Source organism: Ochrobactrum chromiisoli, from assembly GCF_026241335.1.
In the GTDB taxonomy this organism is placed as follows: domain Bacteria; phylum Pseudomonadota; class Alphaproteobacteria; order Rhizobiales; family Rhizobiaceae; genus Brucella; species Brucella chromiisoli.
On the sequence record NZ_JAPHAV010000010.1, the window covers coordinates 81,783 to 104,193 of the forward strand.

Sequence of the window (22,411 nt, forward strand, 5' to 3'; positions counted from 1 at the left end):
GACTTATAAGATTGGCAGCGGAGCTTGGCAATGAGCGTATTGGTCATTCAGAATTATCTTGATTCAGGTCTTGGCCAGATTGAGCCTCTATTGATCGAGGCGGGGTTCTCGATTGATCTGCGCCACGCCTATCAGGGGGAGGCCCTGCCACGCGATGACAGCGATTATCAGGCGATGATCGTGCTCGGCGGCGAGCAGAACGCACTTGCTGACGGCGCATGTCCGTATTTCCCTGATTTGCTCAATCTCATTCGTGCCTTTGGCGATAGAGATAAGGCTGTGCTTGGTATCTGCCTTGGCAGCCAGCTTGTCGCACGCGCCTATGGTGGCGAGAACATTCTGGATCGCCCTATGGAATTTGGTTGGCATGAGGTCCGGCTTACTGACGATGGCAAAAGCGATCCAGTGCTTGCGGAAGCTGGATTATCCTTTCCCATTTTTCACTGGCACCGCGATACATTCTCGCTGCCCGAAGGCGCCATTCATTTGGCGGTTAGCGATATGACAGTGCATCAGGCCTATCGGATTGGGCGTGCTGTCTATGGCACACAGTTTCATTTTGAAGCGAATAGTGAACTCGTCGTTGAATGGAGTGAATCGCTGGGCGATTCAATAACTGCCTTCGCGCCCGAGTGGCCGGCGCAATTGCCTGCAAATTTACAGCGCTCCGGCATTGCTGCGGATAAAGCCGGCGCTGCTCTGGCAAAGGCTTGGATCGATTTGATCTAAACCGCGACCGCTTTAGCTTTAGCTTTTACGTCTGTTTTAACGACGGGTTTCCGCTTTTGTGAGACATACGTGATCAATGCGTTGCGACTTTGCCACAGCGGCCATTCATTTGGACTTTTCCATTGGAAAGAGACAATTGTAGTTCCGGTGTTCAGTTGCGGGTAACTTTTTTCAGGTGTAACTGGTGCCTCGTTCCGGGTGGCAAATGGTCGGTCAAGGTGCAAGCTTTGGCCCTGTCGAAACTCGGTTTCCAGATCCCCCGGTAACCCTCGAAAGAGTTTTCGATCATGACCGCTAAGCATGCCGCCCTTCTGACCGTTCTGATGGTTTCTGCGATCGTGTTCATGGCAGTTGGCATTTTTACCGTCGATGCCGGTAATAGCATGACCTCCACGGACGGTTACGGCATTTCCAGCGCGCGCTAGAGCGCGTTTCGATCTGATTGGATTAGCGCGGCGCTCTAATCATTACCCGTTGTTTCCAGAAAACGCTTTTCCACGCCGTCAATGACGATGGCCGAAAGCTTTCCATTTTTCCAGGCATAGGTATCGAGATTGACCCGGTTGGGCTGAACGTCGATAGCGTTCTGCGGCGTGTGCCCGTGGATGATGACTTTTTCCAGTGGATCGGTCCACTTCAGAAACGCCGTTCTGATCCACATCAGATCGTCTCGGTCCTGAGCATCGAGCGAAACCACCGGGTTCACACCCGCATGACAGAAAAAGAAATCACCAAAACTCACCGATGATGGCATTGAGCGGATATAGTCGATATGGGCTTGGGGAACTTTGTCCCTAAGCTGCATATAGCCTGCCGCAGCCGACGCAGAGTCCGTGTAGTCGACGTCCACGCCGTAGGATCGAGCGGTGTCGCTGCCGCCATGAAGCGCAAAAATCCCGTTCGTGTCGCCAGTTGCAAGATAATGCAGGAAACCATCATCATGATTTCCGATCAGAGAGAGAATGCGCGGATCATGCGTTGAAGCATGGATGAGAAAATCCAGCACGCCTTTGGAGTCTGGCCCCCTGTCGATGTAGTCGCCCAGATGAACGATGCGCCAGTCATGGGTTGGACGGTGGTCGAGATCGGCGCGGATAAGGCCATGCATGTCCTGCAAAAGATCAAGCCGACCATGTATGTCGCCGATTGCATAAAGCCGGACACCCTCCGGCCCTTTTGCATCTTGGAGTGTCACGCCGCTCATAAATCGCTGCTTTCTTTCGCGTCTTTTCCAGCCCGCTGACGATAGCGCAATCGCGACACGCGCTCACGCTCGTCATTGAGTTCGCGATCATTGGTTGCCTGTTCGACGAAGCGGATATGTTTTTGAACCGCATCGCGCGCGGCTTTCGGGTTGCTTGCGATCACGGCGTCGTAAATGGCGCGATGCTGTGACAGCAGCATGTCGGCCACGCCAGGATAGCTGTAAATCAGACCGCGATTGTAAAAAACGCCATCTTTCAGAAGCTGATAGCAAGAGCGCAATGTGTGAAGAAGCACGATATTGTGCGCCGCTTCGCCGATTGCATTGTGAAACTCGACATCAAGCTGCGCGCTCTGTTCGAGATCTTTTGCAGTGTTTGCGGCTTCCATTGCGCTCAGAATTTCGGTGAGAAGGGCCTTGTCCGCCGATGTTGCGCGCAGGGCTGCATATTCGGCTGCAATGCTTTCGATCTCGCGGCGATATTCGAGATAGTCGGTTGTCGCTTTACGGTGCTCAGCGAAAAGTTTCGCAACGGGGGCGCTGAACACCACCCCGATAACGTCGGCCACAAATGTGCCGCCACCGTGCCGTGATGTCAGAAGCCCCGCATTTTCAAGGCGCTTGAGCGCATCGCGCAGAATAGGGCGCGAAATGTCGAGCTGGCGCGCAAGCTCACGCTCGCCCGGAAGCCGGTCGCCACCGCGAAGTACGCCTTCAAGAATCAAGCTTTCGATTTGATGCACAACATCATCTGCCGTGCGGCTTGCCTGAATGCGGGAAAAAACTGTCTCGGCCATGCCATTTTCTGCTTCTGTCATGGCTACAAATTATCCTTAAGCCATCGAGCGGGCAACGGGTTATAGAATTTATAAAAAAAGCCCCGGAAATGATGCCTCCGGGGTCCTTAAACGGTTGGATTGTTATCAGGTCTTCTTGCGCTTACGGCCAGAGACAAAAACAACAAGACCGGCAACGAGGCCATACATTGCCCATTTGAATGGCAGCACGTCGGCCGTTTCGCTGCGGATTGGAAGAACGGTTACGGTACCCGGACGGCTTTCGAAACCGGCTTTACCTTCGGCCTTCGCCTGTTCGATCTGCTGGGGGGAGACGACCCATTCTGCGCCGCGGGACTTGTCGTAAAACATGAAGCCACAACCGACGATAACGGCCACGACGAGTGCAAGAATAAGGCGGGGAGCTGTCTTCATTTTCATTCCTTAATATTTTCAGGCGAATGGCATCAACTTTTTGGCCGATGCGGCTATAAGCCGACGGCGTTCATAAGCAATCACGCCTGTCCCGTCTATTATTTAGAGAGGCCTTGTGGAGAACTGCCGCTTTCCCAATAGGGAACGGGCCCATAAAGGTCAGCCAGATAATCGATGAAAAGTCTCACTTTTGCCGGCAGGAATTGCTTGGAGGGGTACACAGCATGAACAGCGACATTGCGCGATGCGGCATATTCCGGCAGCACTTGCACCAGCTTACCCATGGCAAGGTCGGGACCGATGTCCCATGTTGAACGCTGTGCGATGCCAAGGCCAGCAAGCACGGCCTCGCGCACCAATTCGCTCGAATTGGTTTGTAACGGGCCTTGCGGGCGAATGGTGATCGGTCCTTTTGGTCCTTCCAGCCGCCACGGATCATTATTATGCGGAGCGAGGCAGATATGCGCGTGTAGATCTTCAATTTTTTCGGGCATGCCACGTTCGGCAATATAGTGCGGCGAAGCCACCAATATACGCCGCACGGGTGCCAGACGACGCGCAACGAGGGTCGAATCTGACAATTCGCCAATACGAATCGCAAGATCATAGCCATCGCCGACAATATCCGCCATTTCATCAGAGAGCTGCATATTGACGGTGAGGTCTGCATTGGCACGCATGAACGGCACCAGATAGGGGGCAATATGCATGCGTCCGAATGTGGTGGGGGCCGAGATTTTCAAGGTGCCGCGCGCATTGGCCGAGCGCCGCGCCACAAAAGCTTCCGCTTCTTCAATGTTGGACAGAATGGCCAGCACACGCTCATGATAACCGTGCCCTGCTTCAGTCAATGCAATCTGGCGGGTCGTTCTTTGTAAAAGGCGCGTGCCAAGGCGCTCTTCAAGACGGCCCAGCCGTTTGGAAACAACCGCTGGTGACAGCCCGAGATCGCGTGCGGCTGCCGACATGCTTCCGGTTGCGACAACGCGTGCGAAAATCTCCATATCGGCCAGACTGCTCATCATGATAGTTTCCAATTCCTCCCGGCAGATATTCTTGTGACTCATCTAGCCGAGGCGCGTGAGAGATCGCAAGGCGATTATGCCGCAGCGTAAAAACTGTTTCGCTATTTTCTGATTGGTAAAATATTATTACCACTTCATCAAGGCATAGTATAAAAAGACTGGGGAGGCGGAGTATCACATGAGCGGATTGATTATGCCAAAGCCGAGCGCTGCAGTTCTTGGCCGGCGGGAGCAGATTGTTGCCGATCTCCGGAGAATCGTGCCGGGCGAGGGTGTTGTCGATGCAACGAATGCTATGCGGGTGTTTGAGACCGATGGTCTGACCGCGCATCGTACCTTGCCGCTTGTGGTGGTTCTGCCTGAGACGGTCGAACAGGTATCGCAGATTCTGCGCTATTGCTATGAGAATGAAATTCGCGTCGTGCCGCGCGGTGCTGGCACATCGCTGTCGGGTGGTTCGATGCCGCTGGCCGATGCGGTTCTTCTGGTCATGTCGCGTTTTAACCGTATTCTGGAAATCGATTATCCCAATCGTGTGGCCGTGGTGCAGCCGGGCGTGACCAATCTTGGTATTACAAAGGCCGTTGAACATGAGGGGTATTATTATGCGCCTGATCCGTCGTCGCAGATTGCCTGTTCTATCGGCGGCAATGTCGCGGAAAATGCGGGTGGTGTGCATTGCCTGAAATATGGGCTTACGGCCAATAATCTGCTCGGCATTGAAATGGTGCTGATCACAGGCGAAGTTTTGCGACTTGGCGGCAAGCACCTCGATAGTGAGGGCTATGATCTACTGGGCCTTATGACGGGGTCGGAAGGCCTGCTGGGTGTTGTAACGGAAATCAGCGTTCGCATTCTGAAAAAGCCCGAAACGGCACGGGCCGTGATGATTGGCTTTCCCTCAAGCGAGCAGGCGGGTCAATGTGTGGCCGATATTATTGGCGCTGGCATCATCCCCGGCGGCATGGAAATGATGGATCGTCCTGCCATTCAGGCTGCGGAAGATTTTGTCCGTGTTGGCTATCCGCTGGATGTTGAGGCGTTGCTGATTGTCGAACTGGATGGTCCACCAGTCGAGGTTAATCATCTGATTGGCGCAGTCGAAAGCATTGCACTTAAAAATGGTTCGACCACGTGCACGCTTTCGCAATCAGAGGAGCAACGGCTGGCTTTCTGGGCCGGGCGCAAGGCAGCGTTCCCGGCGGTCGGGCGCATCTCGCCGGATTATCTGTGCATGGATGGGACGATCCCGCGCAAGGAATTGCCGCGTGTGCTGTCCGGTATGCGCGATCTGTCGGAAAAATATGGGCTTCGGGTCGCCAATGTTTTTCATGCGGGGGACGGTAATCTGCATCCGCTGATCCTTTATGATGCCAATGTTCCCGGTGAATTGCAGGCTGCTGAAGATTTTGGTGCGGATATTTTGCGGCTTTGCGTGAAGGTTGGTGGAGTGTTGACCGGCGAGCATGGTGTGGGCATTGAAAAGCGAGACCTGATGCCGGTTATGTTCAATGAGATTGATCTTGATCAGCAGATGCGGGTCAAATGTGCGTTTGATGCTAAGCACTTGCTCAATCCGGGCAAGGTCTTCCCGCAATTGCGCCGTTGCGCTGAACTTGGCCGTATGCATGTGCATCGCGGCGAGCTGGCTTTCCCTGATGTTCCCCGTTTCTGAACTGTGGTTTTGATGATGAATGACATGAATATACTCAAACCACAGGATGAAAAAGGTGTCGTTGAAGCCGTGCAATGGGCTTTGACAGGGGCCAGTTCGCTTGAAATTATTGGTCGTGGCAGCAAGCGCGCTATCGGTCGGCCAATGGCAACAGCTGCGGTGCTGGATGTTTCCGGGTTAACCGGTGTCACGCTTTATGAACCCAACGAACTGGTGCTTAGCGCCAAAGCCGGAACGTCCATAGCCGAGATTGAGACGCTTTTGGCCGATAACAAGCAGTGCTTTCACTTTGAGCCGATGGATTATGGCCCCCTGCTTGGTGGCCAAGCGGGGCAGGGCACCATTGGCGGTGTGTTGGCCGCAAATCTGTCGGGGCCACGTCGGTTGAAGGCGGGAGCCGCACGCGATCATATCTTGGGCGTGCGGGTTGTTTCAGGGCGCGGAGAGTTGTTTAAATCCGGCGGACGCGTGGTCAAGAATGTCACCGGTTATGATTTGTCAAAGGGCATGGCCAATTCGTGGGGAACGCTCGGCGTTGCGACCGAAGTCACCTTCAAAGTGCTGCCAGCGCCTGAAACTGTGGCAACGCTTGCCGTGCGCGGGCTGGATGATGAAGCTGCAACCCGTGTGATGGCTCTGGCAATGGGATCACGCGAGGAGGTGGCATCTGCGGCCCATTTGCCGCCCACTGTCGCCAATCGGTTTCTTGATGGCAAGCTCGGCTGGGAAGCTGCAACAATCTTGCGCCTTGAAGGCTTTGCACCATCGGTAAAACACCGTTGCAGCCAATTGCAGGCATTGCTGGGGCGTGGCATTACCATCGATTTGCTGGATGATAGTCCGTCGCGTCAGCTTTGGCGCGAGGTACGCGATGTGTTGCCTTTTGTGAAAGATGGCGATCAACGCGCAGTCTGGCGTGTGTCGATGGCACCGATGCAAGGCTGGAAAATGGTGGATGCGTTCCGCCGTTATGCGGGTGCGGATGCTTATTATGACTGGCAGGGTGGGCTGATCTGGTTGCGGATGGAAGCGGAAGCGGAGGCTCAGATTTTGCGGGCGCTGATTGCCAGACATGGCGGAGGGCATGCAACGCTGGTACGTGCGCCGGAACGTCTGCGAACCAATATCGATGTATTCGAGCCGCAACCTGCTGCACTTGCAGCACTTTCACAGCGGCTGAAACATCAGTTTGACCCGGAGAATATTCTTAATCCGGGACGTATTTACCCAGAGCAGGCGGGAGTGTGAACCATGCAGACCCAATTCACGCCAGAGCAATTGCTTGATCCCGGTGTCAATGAGGCAGAAAAAATCCTGCGTAAATGCGTCCATTGCGGGTTCTGTACAGCGACGTGTCCGACTTATGTGACGTTAGGCAATGAACTCGATAGTCCGCGCGGACGCATCTATCTGATCAAGGATATGCTGGAGAATAATCGTCCGGCTGACGAAGAAGTCGTGCGCCATGTTGACCGCTGCCTTTCCTGCTTGTCCTGCATGACAACCTGTCCCTCAGGCGTCAATTATATGCATCTGATTGATCACGCGCGTGCGCATATCGAAAAGACCTATCAGCGGCCATTTATGAATCGCTTTCTGCGTGGCATTCTTGCGCAGATTTTGCCTTATCCGGCGCGTTTTCGTGCGGCTTTGCTGCTTGCAAGGCTGGGGCGTCCCTTTGCCTCGCTGTTTGGCAAAAGCGATACGTTAAAGCCCATCGCTGCCATGCTGGAACTCGCCCCCAGAAGTTTGCCTGCAAAGCGCAAAATTGAAACGATGAGTGCTGCAAAGGGGGAAAAGCGGGGCCGGGTTGCAATCCTCAATGGCTGCGCGCAGCCAGTCCTCAACCCCGGCATTCATGCGGCGACCCTGCGTTTGCTTAACCGGCTTGGTATTGAAGTCATCACACCAAAAGGTGAAGGATGCTGTGGTTCGCTTGTGCATCATATGGGACGTGAGGAACAGGCCCTTAATCAGGCACGGCACAATGTCGATGTCTGGACGCGTGAAATTGATGCCGGTGGCCTTGATGCCATCATTGTCACCACATCAGGTTGCGGCACAACCATCAAGGATTATGGCTATATGCTGCGGCTTGATCCTGCCTACAAGGACAGGGCGGCAAAGGTTTCTGCACTGGCAAAAGACGTAACCGAATATCTGGCTTCAATCGAAATGCCAGTACCGTCAAAACTTGCGAATTTGAACGTTGCCTATCATTCGGCCTGCTCAATGCAGCACGGTCAAAAGGTGGTGCGTCAGCCAAAAGATCTGCTGTTAAAGGCAGGGTTCACCGTGCGCGAGCCTTTGGAGGGACATCTTTGCTGTGGTTCGGCAGGCACTTACAATATCATGCAGCCGGAAATTGCGACAAAGCTTCGCGACCGCAAGGTCAAAAATATCGAGGCCACTGGTGCCGATTTGATTGCCACAGGAAATATTGGCTGCATGACGCAGATCGCCACCGGCAGCCAGTTGCCGATTGTGCATACAATAGAGTTGCTTGATTGGGCCTATGGTGGACCAAAGCCCGCCGCACTTTCAGGTGCTGGATTTCACTGAGCTGATATAATGCAGCGGGAAGCCTTTAAACCCCTTGGTTTCTTTCAGAACGAAGGTCGTCTGCATTTCCTTGATGCGGGGCAGGCGGCGTAGCGTTGACATGGCAAAATCGGCATAGGTGTCGAGATCATGGGACACAACCTGTAGCAGAAAATCGGCGTCGCCGGCGATACTGTAACAGGCGATAACTTCATTAATCCCCATCAGCTCAGCAGCAAACTGTTCAGCTTCCGCTTCGCTGTGGCTGTCTATCTTGATGCGTACAAAAGCCATCACGCCAAGGCCGATGGACTTGCGGTCAAGCGTTGCACGATAACCAGCAATCACACCATCCTCTTCCAGCTTGCGCACTTTTCGCCAGCTCGGAGAGGTGGACATGCCAATCTTATCGGCCAGAGCCTGATTGGTCAGGCGTCCATCCTCCTGCAATGCATCCAGAATCCTGACATCGGAAGGGTCGAGCACGGCCATAATAATCTACCTGAATTTTACGTTTTTCTGACAGCATCTACCATATTCTTTAATTCATGAGCATAGATAGACAGGATTGCCCTGTGGATGCGGTGTATTTCTCGTTGAGAAATATCTGCCACAGGGGGTTCTCATGCAAGAAGATTTACGCATCGCAATCATTATCAACCCGGAACTGCCATTGGGCTTGCTGGCCAATACGGTTGGCGCTGTCTCTATTGGTCTTGGTGCCAGGTTACCGTTTATCGCAGCCCGGCAACTGATTGATAAGACAGGCATCGTTATTGATATCAGTTCAGATCGGCCTGTTCCGATTCTTCAGGCTGATACAGACACAATTCAAGCCATTTTGTTGAAGGCGGCAACTAATGAACAACGGCAGGCTGTGGTTGCTTTTCCAGCCTTTGCCCGTCCGCTGCATATCTATGCTGAATATGAAGCGGCTTTGCCGCAAAAGGAGCTTGCGACAGAAATCATTGACGGCCTGGGGCTTGCAGGTCCGGCAAAGTGGGTGCGCTCACTTACCGGCAGTCTGAAGCTTCTGCGCTAAGAAAAAGCCGGGCTTGCTGCCCGGCTTTCAATGTCGCGATTAACCCGCTGAAAACGTATTCGGGTTTGGTCCGATACGGCCATCTGTTTTATCCAGCTTGGTGATGGCATCATGGTCTGTACCGTTGAGGCTAAAATCGAAAATATCGAAATTTTCCTTGATCCGCGCAGGTGTTACCGACTTCGGAATAACGATGTTGCCGGTCTCAATATGCCAGCGCAGGATGATCTGCGCTACGGATTTACCGTGTGCTTTAGCGATTGCTGTGAGGACAGGGTTTTCCAGGATCTTGCCCTGTCCAAGCGGGCTCCAGGCTTCCGTTGCAATGTCGTGCTTGCTGTGGAACAGACGCAACTCGTCCTGCTGAAACTGCGGATGCAGCTCAATCTGGTTGAGAACTGGCGTGACATCGCTTTCCTTGAGAATGCGCTCAAGATCGGCCGTGCGAAAGTTCGAAACACCAATGGATTTTACACGGCCTTCTTCCTTCAACTTGATGAAAGCGCGCCATGTTTCCATGAACAAATCCTTCGCCGGGATCGGCCAATGGATAAGATACAGATCAACATAATCGGTGCCAAGCTTTTTCAAGCTGGTATCAAAAGCCTTGAGCGTCGATTCATAACCCTGATCGCTGTTCCAGAGTTTGGTTGTCAGATAAATGTCGCCGCGTGCGATACCCGACTCTCTGATTGCTTTGCCGGTGCCTTCTTCATTGCCGTAGATTGCAGCGGTGTCGATATGGCGATAGCCGACTTTCAACGCTTCACTCACAGCGGCAATGGCTTCATCATTGCCAACTTGCCAGACACCGTAACCCAGCTGTGGAATGTGATTGCCGTCGTTGAGCTTTATCGCCGTTACGGTCATGTTATGGTCCTTCCCTCTTACGTACATACATTTTGATTTCGCTGTTTTCAGCATATGGGTGTTCGTTTGAAAAGTGAAAGCCATTTCCGACGGGTTTCTTGGCGATCAGCGCGGTTTCCTTACTAAAGATGCCAAAGGTTTCAACTAAATGACAAAGAAGGCCGCTGTTATAAGGATAACAGCGGCCTGATTGCGGCGTTTTAAACGAAAATTGATCAGCGTACGACCACGCGGGTTCCCACCGGAACACGTCCGTAAAGGTCGCTCACATCTTCGTTACGCATACGGAAACAGCCTGATGACATGGCTTTTCCAATGGTCCATGGCTGGTTTGTGCCGTGAATACGGTAGAGTGTAGAACCCAGATACAGTGCGCGTGCGCCAAGCGGATTGTTGATGCCACCCTTCATCTGTGCGGGCAGAATGCGTCCCTTTTTGCGCTCACGGGCGATCATTTCCTTTGGCGGTGTCCAGGTTGGCCATTCGGCTTTACGGCTTACACGTTGCGTGCCTTTCCAGCCAAAGCCCTGCTTTCCCACACCAATGCCATAGCGCCGCGCCTGACCGTTGCTCTGCACCAGATAAAGAAAGCGCTTACCGGTATCGATCACAATGGTTCCCGGCTTTTCGCCGCCGGAATAAGAGACGGTTTGTGGAAGATACATCGGGTCAAGCTGTGACTTCTTACGCACAACCTTTACCGGATTGGCCGCCGGGCGCTGCTGGCTCGCGTTCTGATAATGTGCCTTTGGCGGCTGCTTTTGCCGGATTATTGTGCGCTTTTGCGGCTGTGCAACAACAGGCTGCGTCATGACGCGGACATCTGGTCCGTTGAGCTGGGCGACCCAGCGCTGCGATGTTTCATTGTCAACGCGAACCGGTGGTTGCGTGCTGTAACGATCACTGGCAAAAGCCATGCCGGTGGTTACGATTGAAACGGCAATAGCCGCAAATGATCCTATCAAAAGCAGATGACGTGGTTTCATGAGCCAAATCCGTCTGTTTTGCGTCCTGCATTCTCGCCGACGCGGTTGCCCGTCGCGCTCCTGACATTTGCTGTCAGGAGAACAGCCCCGAATTTCATGGGCTCATTGTGCCGTGCAAAGGAATCATAAAAGTAAATTTTGCCGCTTTTGGAGCGGGCGTTTTCTTGAAATTAAAGTCGTGGTTAGCGCGAAGTTGCGCGACATGGTAAAGAATTGATGAAGGTTGAGGGGGCAGAAATGGGTGATAGCGTGCAGCAAAAGACCGGGTTGATCGTCAATGCGGATGGCAAGATGCGCTGTTTCTGGCCCGGTGAGCTGCCCGATTATATCGCTTATCACGATCACGAATGGGGCGTGCCGGTCACGGATGACAAGCGCCTGTTTGAGAAAATCTGCCTTGAGGGATTTCAATCCGGCCTGTCATGGCTGACGATTTTGCGCAAGCGGGAGAGTTTCCGTGCGGCCTTCGATGGCTTTGATTTTTATTGTGTTGCTCTTTATGGCGATGCCGAGATTGAGCGATTGGTGAATGATAAGGGCATAGTGCGCCATCGCGGTAAAATTGTTTCGACAATCAACAACGCAAAGCGAGCAATCGAGCTTGTTAAAGAAAAGGGGTCGCTTGCGGCTTATTTCTGGTCGTTTGAACCGGGTGTTGCGGACCGTCCGCTGGTGGTGGATTATCCGACCTTGACTGCCAATCCCACCACAGCCGTTTCAACCCGTATTTCAAAAGACCTCAAGAAGCGGGGCTGGTCTTTTGTCGGGCCAACAACCGTTTATGCTTTCATGCAAGCCATGGGGCTGGTCAATGATCACATTGAGGGCTGCCATTGCCGCCAGAATATTGAAAGACTCCGGCAGGAATTGAAACGGCCTCAATAACAAGAGGGGCTGATTGCGCCGGGTTCGGTTTTCTGGCAGAACGACATCACAGGAGATAAAAATGGATCTGACATCACTTGTGGCTTTCGCTGGTATTCTGGTTGTTGCGGCGGGTACGCCGGGGCCAAATGTCGGCGCGCTTGTTGCGCGCGTTATCAGCCGCGGTCATAAGGGCGTGTTTCCATTCATGTTCGGTCTGTGGCTTGGTGATGCCATCTGGCTGTCGCTTGCTGTGTGGGGCTTGTCGGCGCTCGCAAACAGCTTTCACACCGTATTCCTTGTGCTTAAATATCTCGGGGTCGCTTATCTGATCTATCTGGCTTGGAAAATGTGGATTGCCCCTGTCGAGACAACAGCAGATGAAAACGCCATCCCGCAGGATGGTGAGGCGAAGAAGCTGTTCTTCAGTGCTTTGGCAGTCACGCTTGGCAATCCAAAAATCATGGTTTTCTATATTGCGATCCTGCCAACTGTCATCGATATTACCCATGTTTCCATGGTTGGATGGGCTGAATTGCTGTTTGTTATGTTTGCCGTGCTGGCCGCCGTTGATAGCGCATGGGTGGTGCTTGCGGCACAGGCGCGTCGGTTTTTGCGCAGCCCGCGCGCAATGCGAATTGCAAATCGCACAAGTGCCGGAATGATGGCCGGTGCAGCCGTTGCGATTGCCACACGGTAATCTGCGTTTTTAAACACTCTCCTGCACTTGCCGCACCCGTTTTGATGCGTTAGGAAACCGGCAATGAATTGTCGGTTTTTGCCGATACAACGTGAACAAAATCAATGAGCAGGCGGAAAAATGGCCGATAAAGCGGACAAGATGAAGGCGCGGTTGCCGCGCGGGTTTGTCGATCGGGTGCCGGATGATCTGCGCGCCACCGAAAAGATGATCGCAACCATCCGGGAGGTTTATGACCTTTATGGCTTTGAGCCGGTGGAAACGCCGCTCATTGAATATACCGACGCGCTTGGAAAGTTTCTGCCTGATCAGGATCGCCCGAATGAAGGCGTTTTCTCGTTTCAGGATGATGATGAGCAGTGGCTGTCGCTGCGTTATGATCTGACTGCACCGCTTGCACGCTTTGTGGCTGAAAACTATGAAAGCCTGCCAAAGCCTTATCGCAGCTATCGCAATGGCTGGGTTTTCCGCAATGAAAAGCCGGGGCCGGGTCGTTTCCGCCAGTTTATGCAGTTTGATGCCGACACGGTTGGCGCGCCGAATGTTTCGGCTGATGCTGAAATGTGCATGATGATGGCCGATACGGTTGAGCGGCTTGGCATTTCGCGCGGCGATTATGTGATCCGCGTCAACAACCGCAAGGTTCTTGACGGCGTGCTCGAAGCCATTGGCCTTGAAGGTGATGCGAATGCGGGCAAGCGACTTAACGTGTTGCGCGCCATCGATAAGCTCGACAAATTCGGCCCTGACGGCGTGCGTCTTCTACTGGGCAAGGGGCGTCTCGACGAAAGCGGCGACTTCACCAAGGGGGCTGAACTGTCTGATGCGGCCGTGGAAAAGGTTTTGGCCTTTACCGCTGCGGGTGGCGCAACCGGTGCTGAAACGATTGCCAATCTGCAAGCCGTTGTTGCCGGTAATGCGAAGGGCGAAGAAGGCGTGAAAGAGCTGGCCGATATGGAAGCTCTGTTTGACGCTGGAGGCTATGAAGGGCGCGTGAAGATCGATCCATCGGTTGTACGTGGTCTTGAATATTATACCGGTCCGGTGTTCGAAGCTGAGCTTCTGTTTGATGTCACCAACGAAGATGGCCAGAAGGTTGTGTTCGGTTCGGTTGGCGGCGGCGGTCGTTATGATGGCCTGGTTTCGCGCTTCCGCGGCGAGCCAGTTCCGGCAACGGGCTTCTCCATCGGCGTTTCGCGCCTGATGACGGCGCTCAAAAACCTCGGCAAGCTGGATGTCACCAATGTGGTCGGCCCGGTCGTTGTGCTGGTGATGGACAAGGATGCGCAAAGCCTTGGCCGCTATCAGAAGATGGTTTCTGATCTGCGTCAGGCTGGCATCCGCGCTGAAATGTATGTCGGCGGCTCCGGCATGAAGGCGCAGATGAAATATGCAGACCGCCGCGATGCGCCATGCGTCATCATTCAGGGTTCGCAGGAACGTGAAGCGGGCGAAGTTCAGATCAAGGATCTGATTGAGGGCAAGCGTATTTCCGCCGAGATTGAGGACAACGCAACCTGGCGCGAAAGCCGCCCGGCGCAGGTCACGGTTAAGGAAGACGGCATCGTTGACGCCGTTCGCGAGATACTCGACGCGCAGGCACGTGATCGCGCACAGCAGGCAAAGTGATAGGGCAATGACTGGATCACGTACTTCACCGATTTTCACGACGCTTCGCGATCAACTTAACGCAAGCGAAGCGGAACTGGTTGATATTCCGCTGATCCAGCCTGCTGATCCGTTTCTGGATATGGCAGGTGAGGATCTGCGCCGTCGTATTTTTCTGACTGAAAACGAAAATGGCGACAGTCTTTGCCTGCGTCCTGAATTCACCATTCCGGTCTGCCGCAACCATATTGCACTCAATGCGGCAACACCGAAGCGTTATGCTTATCTCGGTGAAGTTTTTCGGCAGCGTCGCGATGGTGCAGCGGAGTTTCTTCAGGCCGGCATTGAAGATCTTGGTGCAACCGATGAGGCCCTATCGGATGCACGCTCAATTGCCGATGCGATAGCCTGCGTTAAATCAGCAGCGCGTGTGCAGCTTGAAATTGTTCTCGGTGATCAGGCCGTCTTTGCAGGTATGCTGAAAGCTCTGGGTCTTCCGCAGGGCTGGCGCAAAAAGCTGCTGCGTGCGTTTGGCGACGAACGGACGATGGAAGCAGCCTTCGCTGAATTGACAGGCGAACAGCGCACCGATCCACTGCCTGAACAGCTGGCCGGTTTGGTTGCTGAAGGTGACGAGGCAGGATTGGCGCGTGTGATTGAGGTAGAAATGCTCGAAGCCGGCATTTCACCCGGCTCAGGCCGCACGCCTGTGGAAATCGCCCGTCGCCTGATCGAAAAAGAAGATCTGGCTGCAACGCGGTTTCCAGCTTCGGCTCTGGATGTGTTGAAGCGGTTTCTTGCAATCCGTGTTTCGCTGGAAGCGGCAGGCATCACACTGCGCGCCTTTGCAGCCGATAATGCGCTTGATCTAAGTGCTGTGCTGCAAAAATTTGAAGCGCGTACCGATGCGATCATCGCTGCGGGCATTGCTGCCGAAGACATTGTTTATGACGCTTCGTTTGGCCGTCCGCTCGATTATTACACGGGCCTTGTCTATGAAATTCGCCGTGCCGGTAGCGATAAGGATATGGTTCTGGCGGGTGGCGGTCGCTATGATCGCCTGTTGACCATGCTTGGCGCATCCGAAAACATTCCGGGGGTTGGTTTTTCCATATGGCTTGACCGGTTAGAGATGCTGGCAGGAGAACAATCATGAGTGTAACGCTCGCATTGCCATCCAAGGGACGGTTGAAAGAGCAGACGCTCGCCGTTCTCCAACAGGCTGGATACAAGGTCATTCTGCCGGAAGATTCCCGCAATTATCGCGCACGCGTCGAAGGTGACAACAATCTCGATATTCTGTTCCTCTCCGCCTCTGAAATTGCGCGTGAACTGGGTTATGGAAGCGTCGATCTTGGCGTGACGGGCGAGGATCTCGTTCGGGAAACGCTGGCGCATGCCGATGAGCGCGTGGCCATTGAAGCAGAGCTTGGCTTTGGTCATGCCGATGTCGTGGTTGCCGTACCAGAGGTCTGGCGCGATGTGACCACCATGGCTGATCTTGATGATGTGGCGGCCGATTTCCGTCAGCGTCATGGCCGCCGCCTGCGCATTGCAACCAAATACTGGCGTCTGACGCAGCAGTTCTTTTCGCAGAAGCACGGTATTCAGGTTTATCGTATTGTTGAAAGTCTGGGTGCCACCGAAGGTGCGCCAGCCGCAGGCTCTGCCGATATGATTGTTGACATTACATCAACAGGTTCGACACTAACGGCAAACAAGCTCAAAGTGCTTGAGGATGGGGTCATCCTGCGCTCGCAGGCCTGTCTTGTTTCAGCGCGGCGGAGCGAAGAAAACCCGCATGTCGCGGATGTCGTTTCGCGTATCCGAAAGGGTCTGGCTGGATAAAAAGATAATATAGAATTTTAAAAGCCGGTCTGAAGTTCAGACCGGCTTTTTAGTTTTTAGTTTTTAGGCTTGCTGCCAATCAGGCCATAATAGGCGATATAGATGTAGCAGATAATTGGCATCAGGAATGCCAAATGAATCCCAACCGTATCGGCCAGTGCGCCCTGAATAAGCGGAATAATCGCACCGCCAACAATTGCCAGACACAGAATGCCGGACCCCTGGCTGGTGTGCTTGCCAAGACCATGCAGTGCAAGACTGAAAATCGTCGGGAACATGATCGAGTTGAAGAGGCCAATCGCCAGAACCGACCACATGGCAACATGGCCAGTCGTTGCGACTGTGATGAGCAGTAGAACAATCGCCATGGCCGCATTGAAAGCCAGCGCCTTGCCATCATCGACATAACGCATTGCTGCCGCACCGATGAAACGGCCAATCATGGCACCGCCCCAGAAATAGGAAACGTAGTGCGCAGCTTCGGCTTCTGCGAGACCAGCCACATTCGGATCATTGAGGAAGTTCACAAGGAAACTGCCAACACTGACTTCAGCGCCAACATACACAAACAGACCGATAGAGCCCAATACCAGATGGCGATACTGCCATGCTGAACCATCTTCCTTTGTGAGGACCGCTGTTTCTTCTTCCTGAACATCAGGCAGTTTCAGGATTGCAAAAACGATTGCAAGGACAGCGAAGGCCAATGCGAGCAAAAGGTAAGGAAACTGAACAGCATCTGCCTGCGCAGAGCTTGCAGCATCGCTCGTCGCTGCGGATAGGATCAGGAGTGCGCCAAAGGATGGCGCGACAGTTGTGCCAAGCGAGTTAAAAGCCTGTGTCAGCGTAAGGCGGCTGGCTGCTGTTTCAGGTTTTCCGAGGATCGTGACATATGGATTGGCTGCCACTTGAAGGATAGTGACGCCCGATGCCAGCACAAACAGCGCTCCGAGAAACAGAGCATAAACCTGGTAGGATGCTGCCGGAATGAACAGCGCACAACCGACGGCGGCGACAACAAGCCCGGTGACGATGCCCCATTTATAGGAAATGCGTTTCACCAGCGCGCCAGCAGGCAGCGAGACGATGAAATAAGCGCCAAAAAAGCAAAACTGAATCAGCATCGACTGGAAGTAGTTAAGCTGGAAGACGCTTTTGAGATGCGGGATCAGAATGTCATTGAGACAAGTGATGAAGCCCCACATGAAGAAAAGCATCGTGAGGCTGGCAAGTGCGAAGCTGTAATTATTGCCCGAATGGGCACCAGCGCGCGGCTGATTGTTCGTTGTGGGGGAAACGGCCATTTTTTCTCTACAAGCTAAGTTATGAGACATGCCTTGGGAGGGCGATATGTCTTTCCAAAATCAAAATACGAGGTTGCAATATCTTACAAGACTGTCCCATGCAATCAGCGTGGATTTTAAGTAACAGTTCTGTGTCTTGATGCAGAAAATGCTAAAAAGCCGCGCTGTGAGGCACGGCTTTTTACATCAGGGTGTTGATGGCTGATCAGCTGCGCTTGGCATCGATCGAAATCGAACCGGCACCGTGCAGTGCGAGAAGGATCAGGCCGCCAGCAATGGCGAGGTTCTTCTGTGCCATCAGAGCGTTCATGCCTTCAGCGAAGTTCATGTGCGCTACAAGCGTTGCGCCAATGGTGAACAGAGCCACGATTGCAGCAGCAATGCGGGTCTGAAAGCCAACGAGAATGGCGAGGCCGCCGAGGAACTCAACCAGACCAACCACAACGGCAGTCACCGTTGGAACCGGAAGGCCGAGACCTGCAAAATAACCGGCTGTTCCGGAAATTGCAGTCAGCTTGCTAAAGCCAGCAAGGATGAACAGGATCGAAAGAAAGACGCGTGCGATGAGCGTGGCCAAGCCATTGCTCTGGGGAGTGATTGAGGACATAGGGGATCTCCATTTAAGCTAGGCAATCAATAACCACAACGGACTGTCAAGGAAAGATAGATATTCCTCGACAGTTTGTTCGCTTTTCGTAGACAGTTATTCCGGCGCAATCATGCGTTCTGCACGAACCAGCTTTTGATAATCTTCTTCGGAGACATGGCCGCTTTTCAATGCTTCTTCGCGCAGGGTAGTGCCATTCTTATGTGCGGTTTTCGCAATTTTTGCCGCATTGTCATAGCCAATCGCCGGTGCAAGTGCCGTCACCAGCATCAGGGAGCGTTCCAGCAGGTCTTTGATGCGATCTTTATTGGCTTGAATACCGTCCACACAATGGTCGGCAAAGGAGACCATGGCATCGCTTAAGATACGGATCGACTGCAAGACGTTATAAGCAATGACCGGCTTGAAGACGTTAAGTTCAAAATGTCCCTGGCTGGCAGCAACAGTTACAGTGGTCTGATTGCCGAAGACTTGTGTTGCGACCATGGTTAGCGCTTCTGCCTGTGTCGGATTGACCTTGCCGGGCATGATTGATGAGCCGGGCTCATTTTCTGGCAACGACAGCTCGCCGAGACCAGAGCGCGGACCAGAGCCGAGGAAGCGGATGTCATTTGCAATCTTGAAAAGATCTGCGGCCAATGCGTTCAAGCTGCCGTGGAAATTTGCAAGAGCACCGTGGCTTGCAAGCGCCTCAAATTTGTTCGGCGCCGTTTTGAAGCTCAGGCCGGTAATTTCGCTCACTGCATCGGCAAAGCCCGTGTCGAAACCCTTCGGTGCATTCAGGCCCGTACCGACGGCGGTTCCCCCCTGTGCCAGCAGGAAGACATCGGCAAGCGACTGTTCAATGCGATGGCGGGCATATTCAAGAGCGGCACGATAGCCCGAAAACTCCTGCCCCAATGTGACGGGGGTAGCGTCCTGCGTGTGCGTGCGACCGATCTTGATGATGTCTTTGAAGGCTTCTTCCTTGGCTTTGAGAGCCTTGGTGAGATGTTCGAGTGACGGGTAAAGCCGATTTACGGCTTCAACAGCGGTCGCGATATGGATAGCGGTCGGGAAACTGTCGTTTGACGACTGGCTCATATTAACATGATCGTTGGGATGAACAGGCTTTTTCGAGCCAAGTTCACCGCCCAGCATTTCGATCGCGCGGTTTGAGATGACTTCATTGGCATTCATGTTGGACTGCGTGCCAGACCCCGTTTGCCAGACGACGAGCGGGAAATGATCATCAAGCTTACCTTCAATCACTTCAGATGCTGCAACTGCGATGACCTGTCCCAGAACCGGATCAAGTTTGCCAAGCGCGATATTGGTTTCAGCTGCCGCACGCTTGACCACACCCAGTGCATGAACCAACGGCAGGGGCATACGTTCTCCGCCGATCTTGAAGTTTTGTAGGGAGCGTTGCGTTTGCGCACCCCAATAACGGTCCGCGGCAACATCAATCGGTCCGAACGTATCTGTTTCGGTGCGCGTGGCAGTCATTTTCAGTCTCCGGCTTGTTTCAGGCGGCAAAATGCCCGCCTGTAGAATCGAGAATAACAGCATTGCGAGATTATTGGCTACGGAATGCTTTTATGGCAAAGCCCTAGCTCTCAATCATTTGATAAAATATGAATAAAAAAGTCAAATTTTATCAAATGAAATTCTTGCACGGATTTTAGTTATTCTCGTTGTCATCATCGCCGTCGTCGGTTTCCGAAATCCACGCGGTCGGCTCAATCTTTTGCTGGGTTTTGCTGTCTGTGAAGATCCACCATCCGGTGTCGGTCTCGTCCCAGTCGCCGCCGCTCGCTTTCAGCCTATCGAGCGAACGGTATTGGCCTACGGATTCATTGCGTTGATCGCCATCATCAATCCAGACCACAGTGACTTTGCGGCCATCTTTTGGCGCGGTGCCTATCGGCAGTTCCTTGCGCATGCACATCTCCTTTTTATGCATAAGGATAGCGCGCTAATATCGAAGGGCAAGTTAATGCTGGATGTGTGTGGGGAGCGAACTTAAGTGGAAAGGCAGGCTTGCGCCTGCCTTTCCTGTTGCCTGAGACAGGACTTCCAAAGTGCGGGGGCAAACAGGAAGTCCATCTCGGATCCGAAGGGATTGATCATGAAAACCGGGGAATGTAAATCAGAAAATACTAAAATAACTATCGCTTTGGGATTAAAGCTTGGGATAGTTAATTTTTCTATAAATCACAAAGTTTTACATGATGTGGCAAAGTCGCATTAATATTACTTTTCTTCTAATTTCGACGTCTTCGTGCTCGTCAAATTTTATGCGTGAAGCACAATCGCCGCTTTAAATACGCATAAAAAACCTCCGGTCGAAACCGGAGGCTTTCTATTTTTGATCTGTTGCCCACGCCACTCTGCGGCGCAGGCTTTAAACCAAGGGCGTGCTTTATGGATTTCCTAGAAACCCATGCCGCTCCCCGCACCGCTTTGCGGTGCAGGCTTTTCTACTCATGGGCGTGCTTTATGGATTTCTTAGAAATCCATGCCGCCCATGCCGCCCATACCGCCAGGCATGCCAGCAGGAGCTGCATCCTTCTTAGGCAGTTCAGCAATCATGGCTTCGGTGGTGATCAGGAGGCCAGCAACCGATGCTGCGTTTTGCAGAGCGGTGCGAACAACCTTAACCGGATCAACAACGCCAGCCTTGATCAGGTCACCGAATTCACCATTGGCAGTGTTGTAGCCATAGGTGTCGGAGCCGTTTTCAAGAATCTTGCCAACGATCACGGAAGCTTCTTCACCAGCATTGGTCGTGATCTGACGAGCAGGAGCCTGCAGAGCGCGACGAACGATGTTGATACCAGCTTCCTGGTCAGGGTTTGCACCCTTGGCAGAAATCTGAGTCGAAGCGCGGAGCAGAGCAGTACCACCACCAGCAACGATACCTTCTTCAACCGCAGCGCGGGTTGCATTCAGGGCGTCGTCAACGCGGTCCTTCTTTTCCTTAACTTCGATTTCAGTTGCACCGCCAACGCGGATAACTGCAACGCCGCCAGCAAGCTTAGCAAGACGTTCCTGAAGCTTTTCACGGTCGTAGTCAGAAGTGGTTTCTTCAACCTGCTGCTTGATCTGCGAAACGCGCGCGTCGATTTCAGCCTTCTGGCCTGCACCGTCGACGATCGTGGTGTTTTCCTTCGAGATCGAAACTTTCTTCGCACGGCCGAGCATGTCGAGCGTAACGGTTTCGAGCTTGATGCCGAGGTCTTCGGAGATAACCTGACCGCCGGTGAGGATCGCGATGTCTTCGAGCATTGCCTTGCGGCGATCGCCGAAGCCAGGAGCCTTAACAGCAGCAATCTTCAGGCCGCCACGCAGCTTGTTGACAACGAGCGTTGCAAGAGCTTCGCCTTCAACGTCTTCAGCGATGATGACGAGTGGCTTCGAGGTCTGAACAACAGCTTCGAGAACTGGCAGAAGAGCCTGCAGGTTCGAGAGCTTCTTTTCGTGCAGAAGGATATATGCGTCTTCGAGGTCAGCAACCATCTTATCTGGGTTGGTGACGAAGTATGGCGACAGGTAGCCGCGGTCGAACTGCATGCCTTCAACGACTTCGAGTTCGGTTTCAGCGGTCTTGGCCTCTTCAACCGTGATCACGCCTTCGTTGCCGACTTTCTGCATCGCTTCAGCGATCATCTTGCCGATTTCGGCTTCGCCGTTTGCGGAGATCGTGCCAACCTGAGCAACTTCTTCCGAAGTGTTGATCTTCTTGGCCTTGCCGAGAAGGTTTGCAACAACTTCAGTGACTGCGAGGTCGATGCCGCGCTTCAGGTCCATTGGGTTCATGCCGGCAGCAACAGCTTTTGCGCCTTCCTGAACGATAGCCTGACCGAGAACGGTCGCCGTGGTTGTACCGTCACCAGCAGTGTCGTTGGTCTTCGAAGCCACTTCGCGCAGCATCTGTGCGCCCATGTTTTCGAACTTGTCTTCGAGTTCGATTTCCTTGGCAACCGATACACCGTCCTTGGTGATGCGTGGAGCGCCGAAGGACTTGTCGATAACGACGTTACGACCCTTAGGGCCGAGCGTAACCTTAACAGCGTCAGCGAGGATATCGACGCCGCGCAGCATCTTTTCGCGCGCAGTGCGACCGAATTTTACGTCTTTTGCAGCCATTTTACTCTCCTGGGAATTGTCCCGGTCAGATTATGGTGAATTGATTTCTGGTAAGAACGAAACCGT

Annotated in this window: 23 protein-coding genes; 11 read left to right on the forward strand and 12 right to left on the reverse strand. The window is 53.3% G+C overall.

Going from position 1 to position 22,411, the window contains the following annotated elements; translation table 11 throughout:
* Nucleotides 1–30: 30 nt before the first annotated feature.
* Entirely contained in the window at nucleotides 31–729 is a 699-nt protein-coding gene (locus OPR82_RS16655) for a type 1 glutamine amidotransferase (RefSeq protein WP_265986098.1), read from the forward strand.
* Nucleotides 730–1,016: 287 nt separating this feature from the next.
* Nucleotides 1,017–1,154, forward strand: coding sequence for a hypothetical protein (locus OPR82_RS16660; RefSeq protein ID WP_250043203.1), 138 nt, complete (start codon nucleotides 1,017–1,019; stop codon nucleotides 1,152–1,154).
* A gap of 35 nt (nucleotides 1,155–1,189) precedes the next feature.
* On the opposite strand, the gene OPR82_RS16665 is transcribed toward OPR82_RS16660, so the two are convergent.
* From OPR82_RS16665 to OPR82_RS16680, 4 genes are all read right to left on the reverse strand, one after another.
* Nucleotides 1,190–1,933: a metallophosphoesterase gene (locus tag OPR82_RS16665; protein WP_265986099.1), complete on the reverse strand. Its 744-nt coding sequence runs from the start codon at nucleotides 1,931–1,933 to the stop codon at nucleotides 1,190–1,192.
* Nucleotides 1,930–2,730, reverse strand: a complete 801-nt coding sequence (locus OPR82_RS16670; protein WP_265986146.1) for an FCD domain-containing protein — start codon at nucleotides 2,728–2,730, stop codon at nucleotides 1,930–1,932. Before OPR82_RS16670 ends, OPR82_RS16665 begins: the two co-directional genes overlap by 4 nt.
* Nucleotides 2,731–2,856: 126 nt before the next feature.
* Complete coding sequence (locus tag OPR82_RS16675; protein WP_265986100.1) at nucleotides 2,857–3,144, reverse strand: hypothetical protein; 288 nt, start codon at nucleotides 3,142–3,144, stop codon at nucleotides 2,857–2,859.
* 98 nt (nucleotides 3,145–3,242) lie between these two features.
* Nucleotides 3,243–4,169, reverse strand: coding sequence for a LysR family transcriptional regulator (locus OPR82_RS16680; RefSeq protein ID WP_265986101.1), 927 nt, complete (start codon nucleotides 4,167–4,169; stop codon nucleotides 3,243–3,245).
* 178 nt (nucleotides 4,170–4,347) lie between these two features.
* Between OPR82_RS16680 and OPR82_RS16685 the strand changes: the two genes are divergently transcribed.
* From OPR82_RS16685 to glcF, 3 genes are read left to right on the forward strand one after another with little or no spacing between them, the layout of a single operon-like run.
* On the forward strand, nucleotides 4,348–5,844 hold the full coding sequence (locus tag OPR82_RS16685; protein WP_265986102.1) for an FAD-linked oxidase C-terminal domain-containing protein: 1,497 nt from the start codon (nucleotides 4,348–4,350) through the stop codon (nucleotides 5,842–5,844).
* Nucleotides 5,845–5,859: 15 nt separating this feature from the next.
* Nucleotides 5,860–7,092 carry a glycolate oxidase subunit GlcE gene (glcE, locus tag OPR82_RS16690; protein WP_265986147.1) on the forward strand — a complete coding sequence of 411 codons (1,233 nt, stop codon included), beginning with the start codon at nucleotides 5,860–5,862 and terminating at the stop codon, nucleotides 7,090–7,092.
* A 3-nt stretch (nucleotides 7,093–7,095) separates the two neighbouring features.
* Complete coding sequence (gene glcF, locus OPR82_RS16695) at nucleotides 7,096–8,406, forward strand: glycolate oxidase subunit GlcF (protein WP_265986103.1); 1,311 nt, start codon at nucleotides 7,096–7,098, stop codon at nucleotides 8,404–8,406.
* On the opposite strand, the gene OPR82_RS16700 is transcribed toward glcF, so the two are convergent.
* A complete protein-coding gene (locus OPR82_RS16700) occupies nucleotides 8,386–8,877 on the reverse strand; it encodes an Lrp/AsnC family transcriptional regulator (RefSeq protein ID WP_265986105.1) in 492 nt (163 codons plus the stop codon). The two genes, glcF and OPR82_RS16700, sit on opposite strands and share 21 nt — an antisense overlap.
* A gap of 133 nt (nucleotides 8,878–9,010) precedes the next feature.
* On the opposite strand from OPR82_RS16700, the gene OPR82_RS16705 reads away from it, so the two are divergent.
* Complete coding sequence (locus OPR82_RS16705; RefSeq protein ID WP_265986106.1) at nucleotides 9,011–9,427, forward strand: DUF2000 domain-containing protein; 417 nt, start codon at nucleotides 9,011–9,013, stop codon at nucleotides 9,425–9,427.
* A gap of 39 nt (nucleotides 9,428–9,466) precedes the next feature.
* Here OPR82_RS16705 and OPR82_RS16710 read toward each other — a convergent pair whose 3' ends face one another.
* Complete coding sequence (locus OPR82_RS16710) at nucleotides 9,467–10,297, reverse strand: aldo/keto reductase (protein WP_265986107.1); 831 nt, start codon at nucleotides 10,295–10,297, stop codon at nucleotides 9,467–9,469.
* A 215-nt stretch (nucleotides 10,298–10,512) separates the two neighbouring features.
* A complete protein-coding gene (locus OPR82_RS16715; RefSeq protein WP_265986108.1) occupies nucleotides 10,513–11,283 on the reverse strand; it encodes a L,D-transpeptidase in 771 nt (256 codons plus the stop codon).
* A 237-nt stretch (nucleotides 11,284–11,520) separates the two neighbouring features.
* On the opposite strand from OPR82_RS16715, the gene OPR82_RS16720 reads away from it, so the two are divergent.
* From OPR82_RS16720 to hisG, 5 genes are all read left to right on the forward strand, one after another.
* On the forward strand, nucleotides 11,521–12,168 hold the full coding sequence (locus tag OPR82_RS16720; RefSeq protein ID WP_265986109.1) for a DNA-3-methyladenine glycosylase I: 648 nt from the start codon (nucleotides 11,521–11,523) through the stop codon (nucleotides 12,166–12,168).
* A gap of 61 nt (nucleotides 12,169–12,229) precedes the next feature.
* Nucleotides 12,230–12,847, forward strand: coding sequence for a LysE family translocator (locus OPR82_RS16725; protein ID WP_265986110.1), 618 nt, complete (start codon nucleotides 12,230–12,232; stop codon nucleotides 12,845–12,847).
* Nucleotides 12,848–12,967: 120 nt separating this feature from the next.
* A complete protein-coding gene (hisS, locus tag OPR82_RS16730) occupies nucleotides 12,968–14,476 on the forward strand; it encodes a histidine--tRNA ligase (protein WP_265986111.1) in 1,509 nt (502 codons plus the stop codon).
* 7 nt (nucleotides 14,477–14,483) lie between these two features.
* Complete coding sequence (locus OPR82_RS16735; RefSeq protein ID WP_265986112.1) at nucleotides 14,484–15,611, forward strand: ATP phosphoribosyltransferase regulatory subunit; 1,128 nt, start codon at nucleotides 14,484–14,486, stop codon at nucleotides 15,609–15,611.
* On the forward strand, nucleotides 15,608–16,303 hold the full coding sequence (gene hisG, locus OPR82_RS16740) for an ATP phosphoribosyltransferase (RefSeq protein ID WP_265986113.1): 696 nt from the start codon (nucleotides 15,608–15,610) through the stop codon (nucleotides 16,301–16,303). The genes OPR82_RS16735 and hisG overlap by 4 nt, the downstream gene beginning before the upstream one ends.
* A gap of 56 nt (nucleotides 16,304–16,359) precedes the next feature.
* Here hisG and OPR82_RS16745 read toward each other — a convergent pair whose 3' ends face one another.
* The 5 genes from OPR82_RS16745 to groL all read right to left on the reverse strand — a co-directional run bounded on the left by OPR82_RS16745 (nucleotide 16,360) and on the right by groL (nucleotide 22,345).
* Entirely contained in the window at nucleotides 16,360–17,607 is a 1,248-nt protein-coding gene (locus OPR82_RS16745; RefSeq protein ID WP_265986114.1) for a sugar MFS transporter, read from the reverse strand.
* A gap of 205 nt (nucleotides 17,608–17,812) precedes the next feature.
* Nucleotides 17,813–18,214, reverse strand: coding sequence for a DoxX family protein (locus tag OPR82_RS16750; RefSeq protein WP_265986115.1), 402 nt, complete (start codon nucleotides 18,212–18,214; stop codon nucleotides 17,813–17,815).
* Between the two features lie 96 nt (nucleotides 18,215–18,310).
* Nucleotides 18,311–19,702: a class II fumarate hydratase gene (fumC, locus tag OPR82_RS16755; protein ID WP_265986116.1), complete on the reverse strand. Its 1,392-nt coding sequence runs from the start codon at nucleotides 19,700–19,702 to the stop codon at nucleotides 18,311–18,313.
* Nucleotides 19,703–19,877: 175 nt separating this feature from the next.
* A complete protein-coding gene (locus OPR82_RS16760; RefSeq protein ID WP_265986117.1) occupies nucleotides 19,878–20,138 on the reverse strand; it encodes a hypothetical protein in 261 nt (86 codons plus the stop codon).
* Between the two features lie 566 nt (nucleotides 20,139–20,704).
* On the reverse strand, nucleotides 20,705–22,345 hold the full coding sequence (gene groL / locus OPR82_RS16765) for a chaperonin GroEL (protein ID WP_265986118.1): 1,641 nt from the start codon (nucleotides 22,343–22,345) through the stop codon (nucleotides 20,705–20,707).
* Nucleotides 22,346–22,411 lie beyond the last annotated feature (66 nt).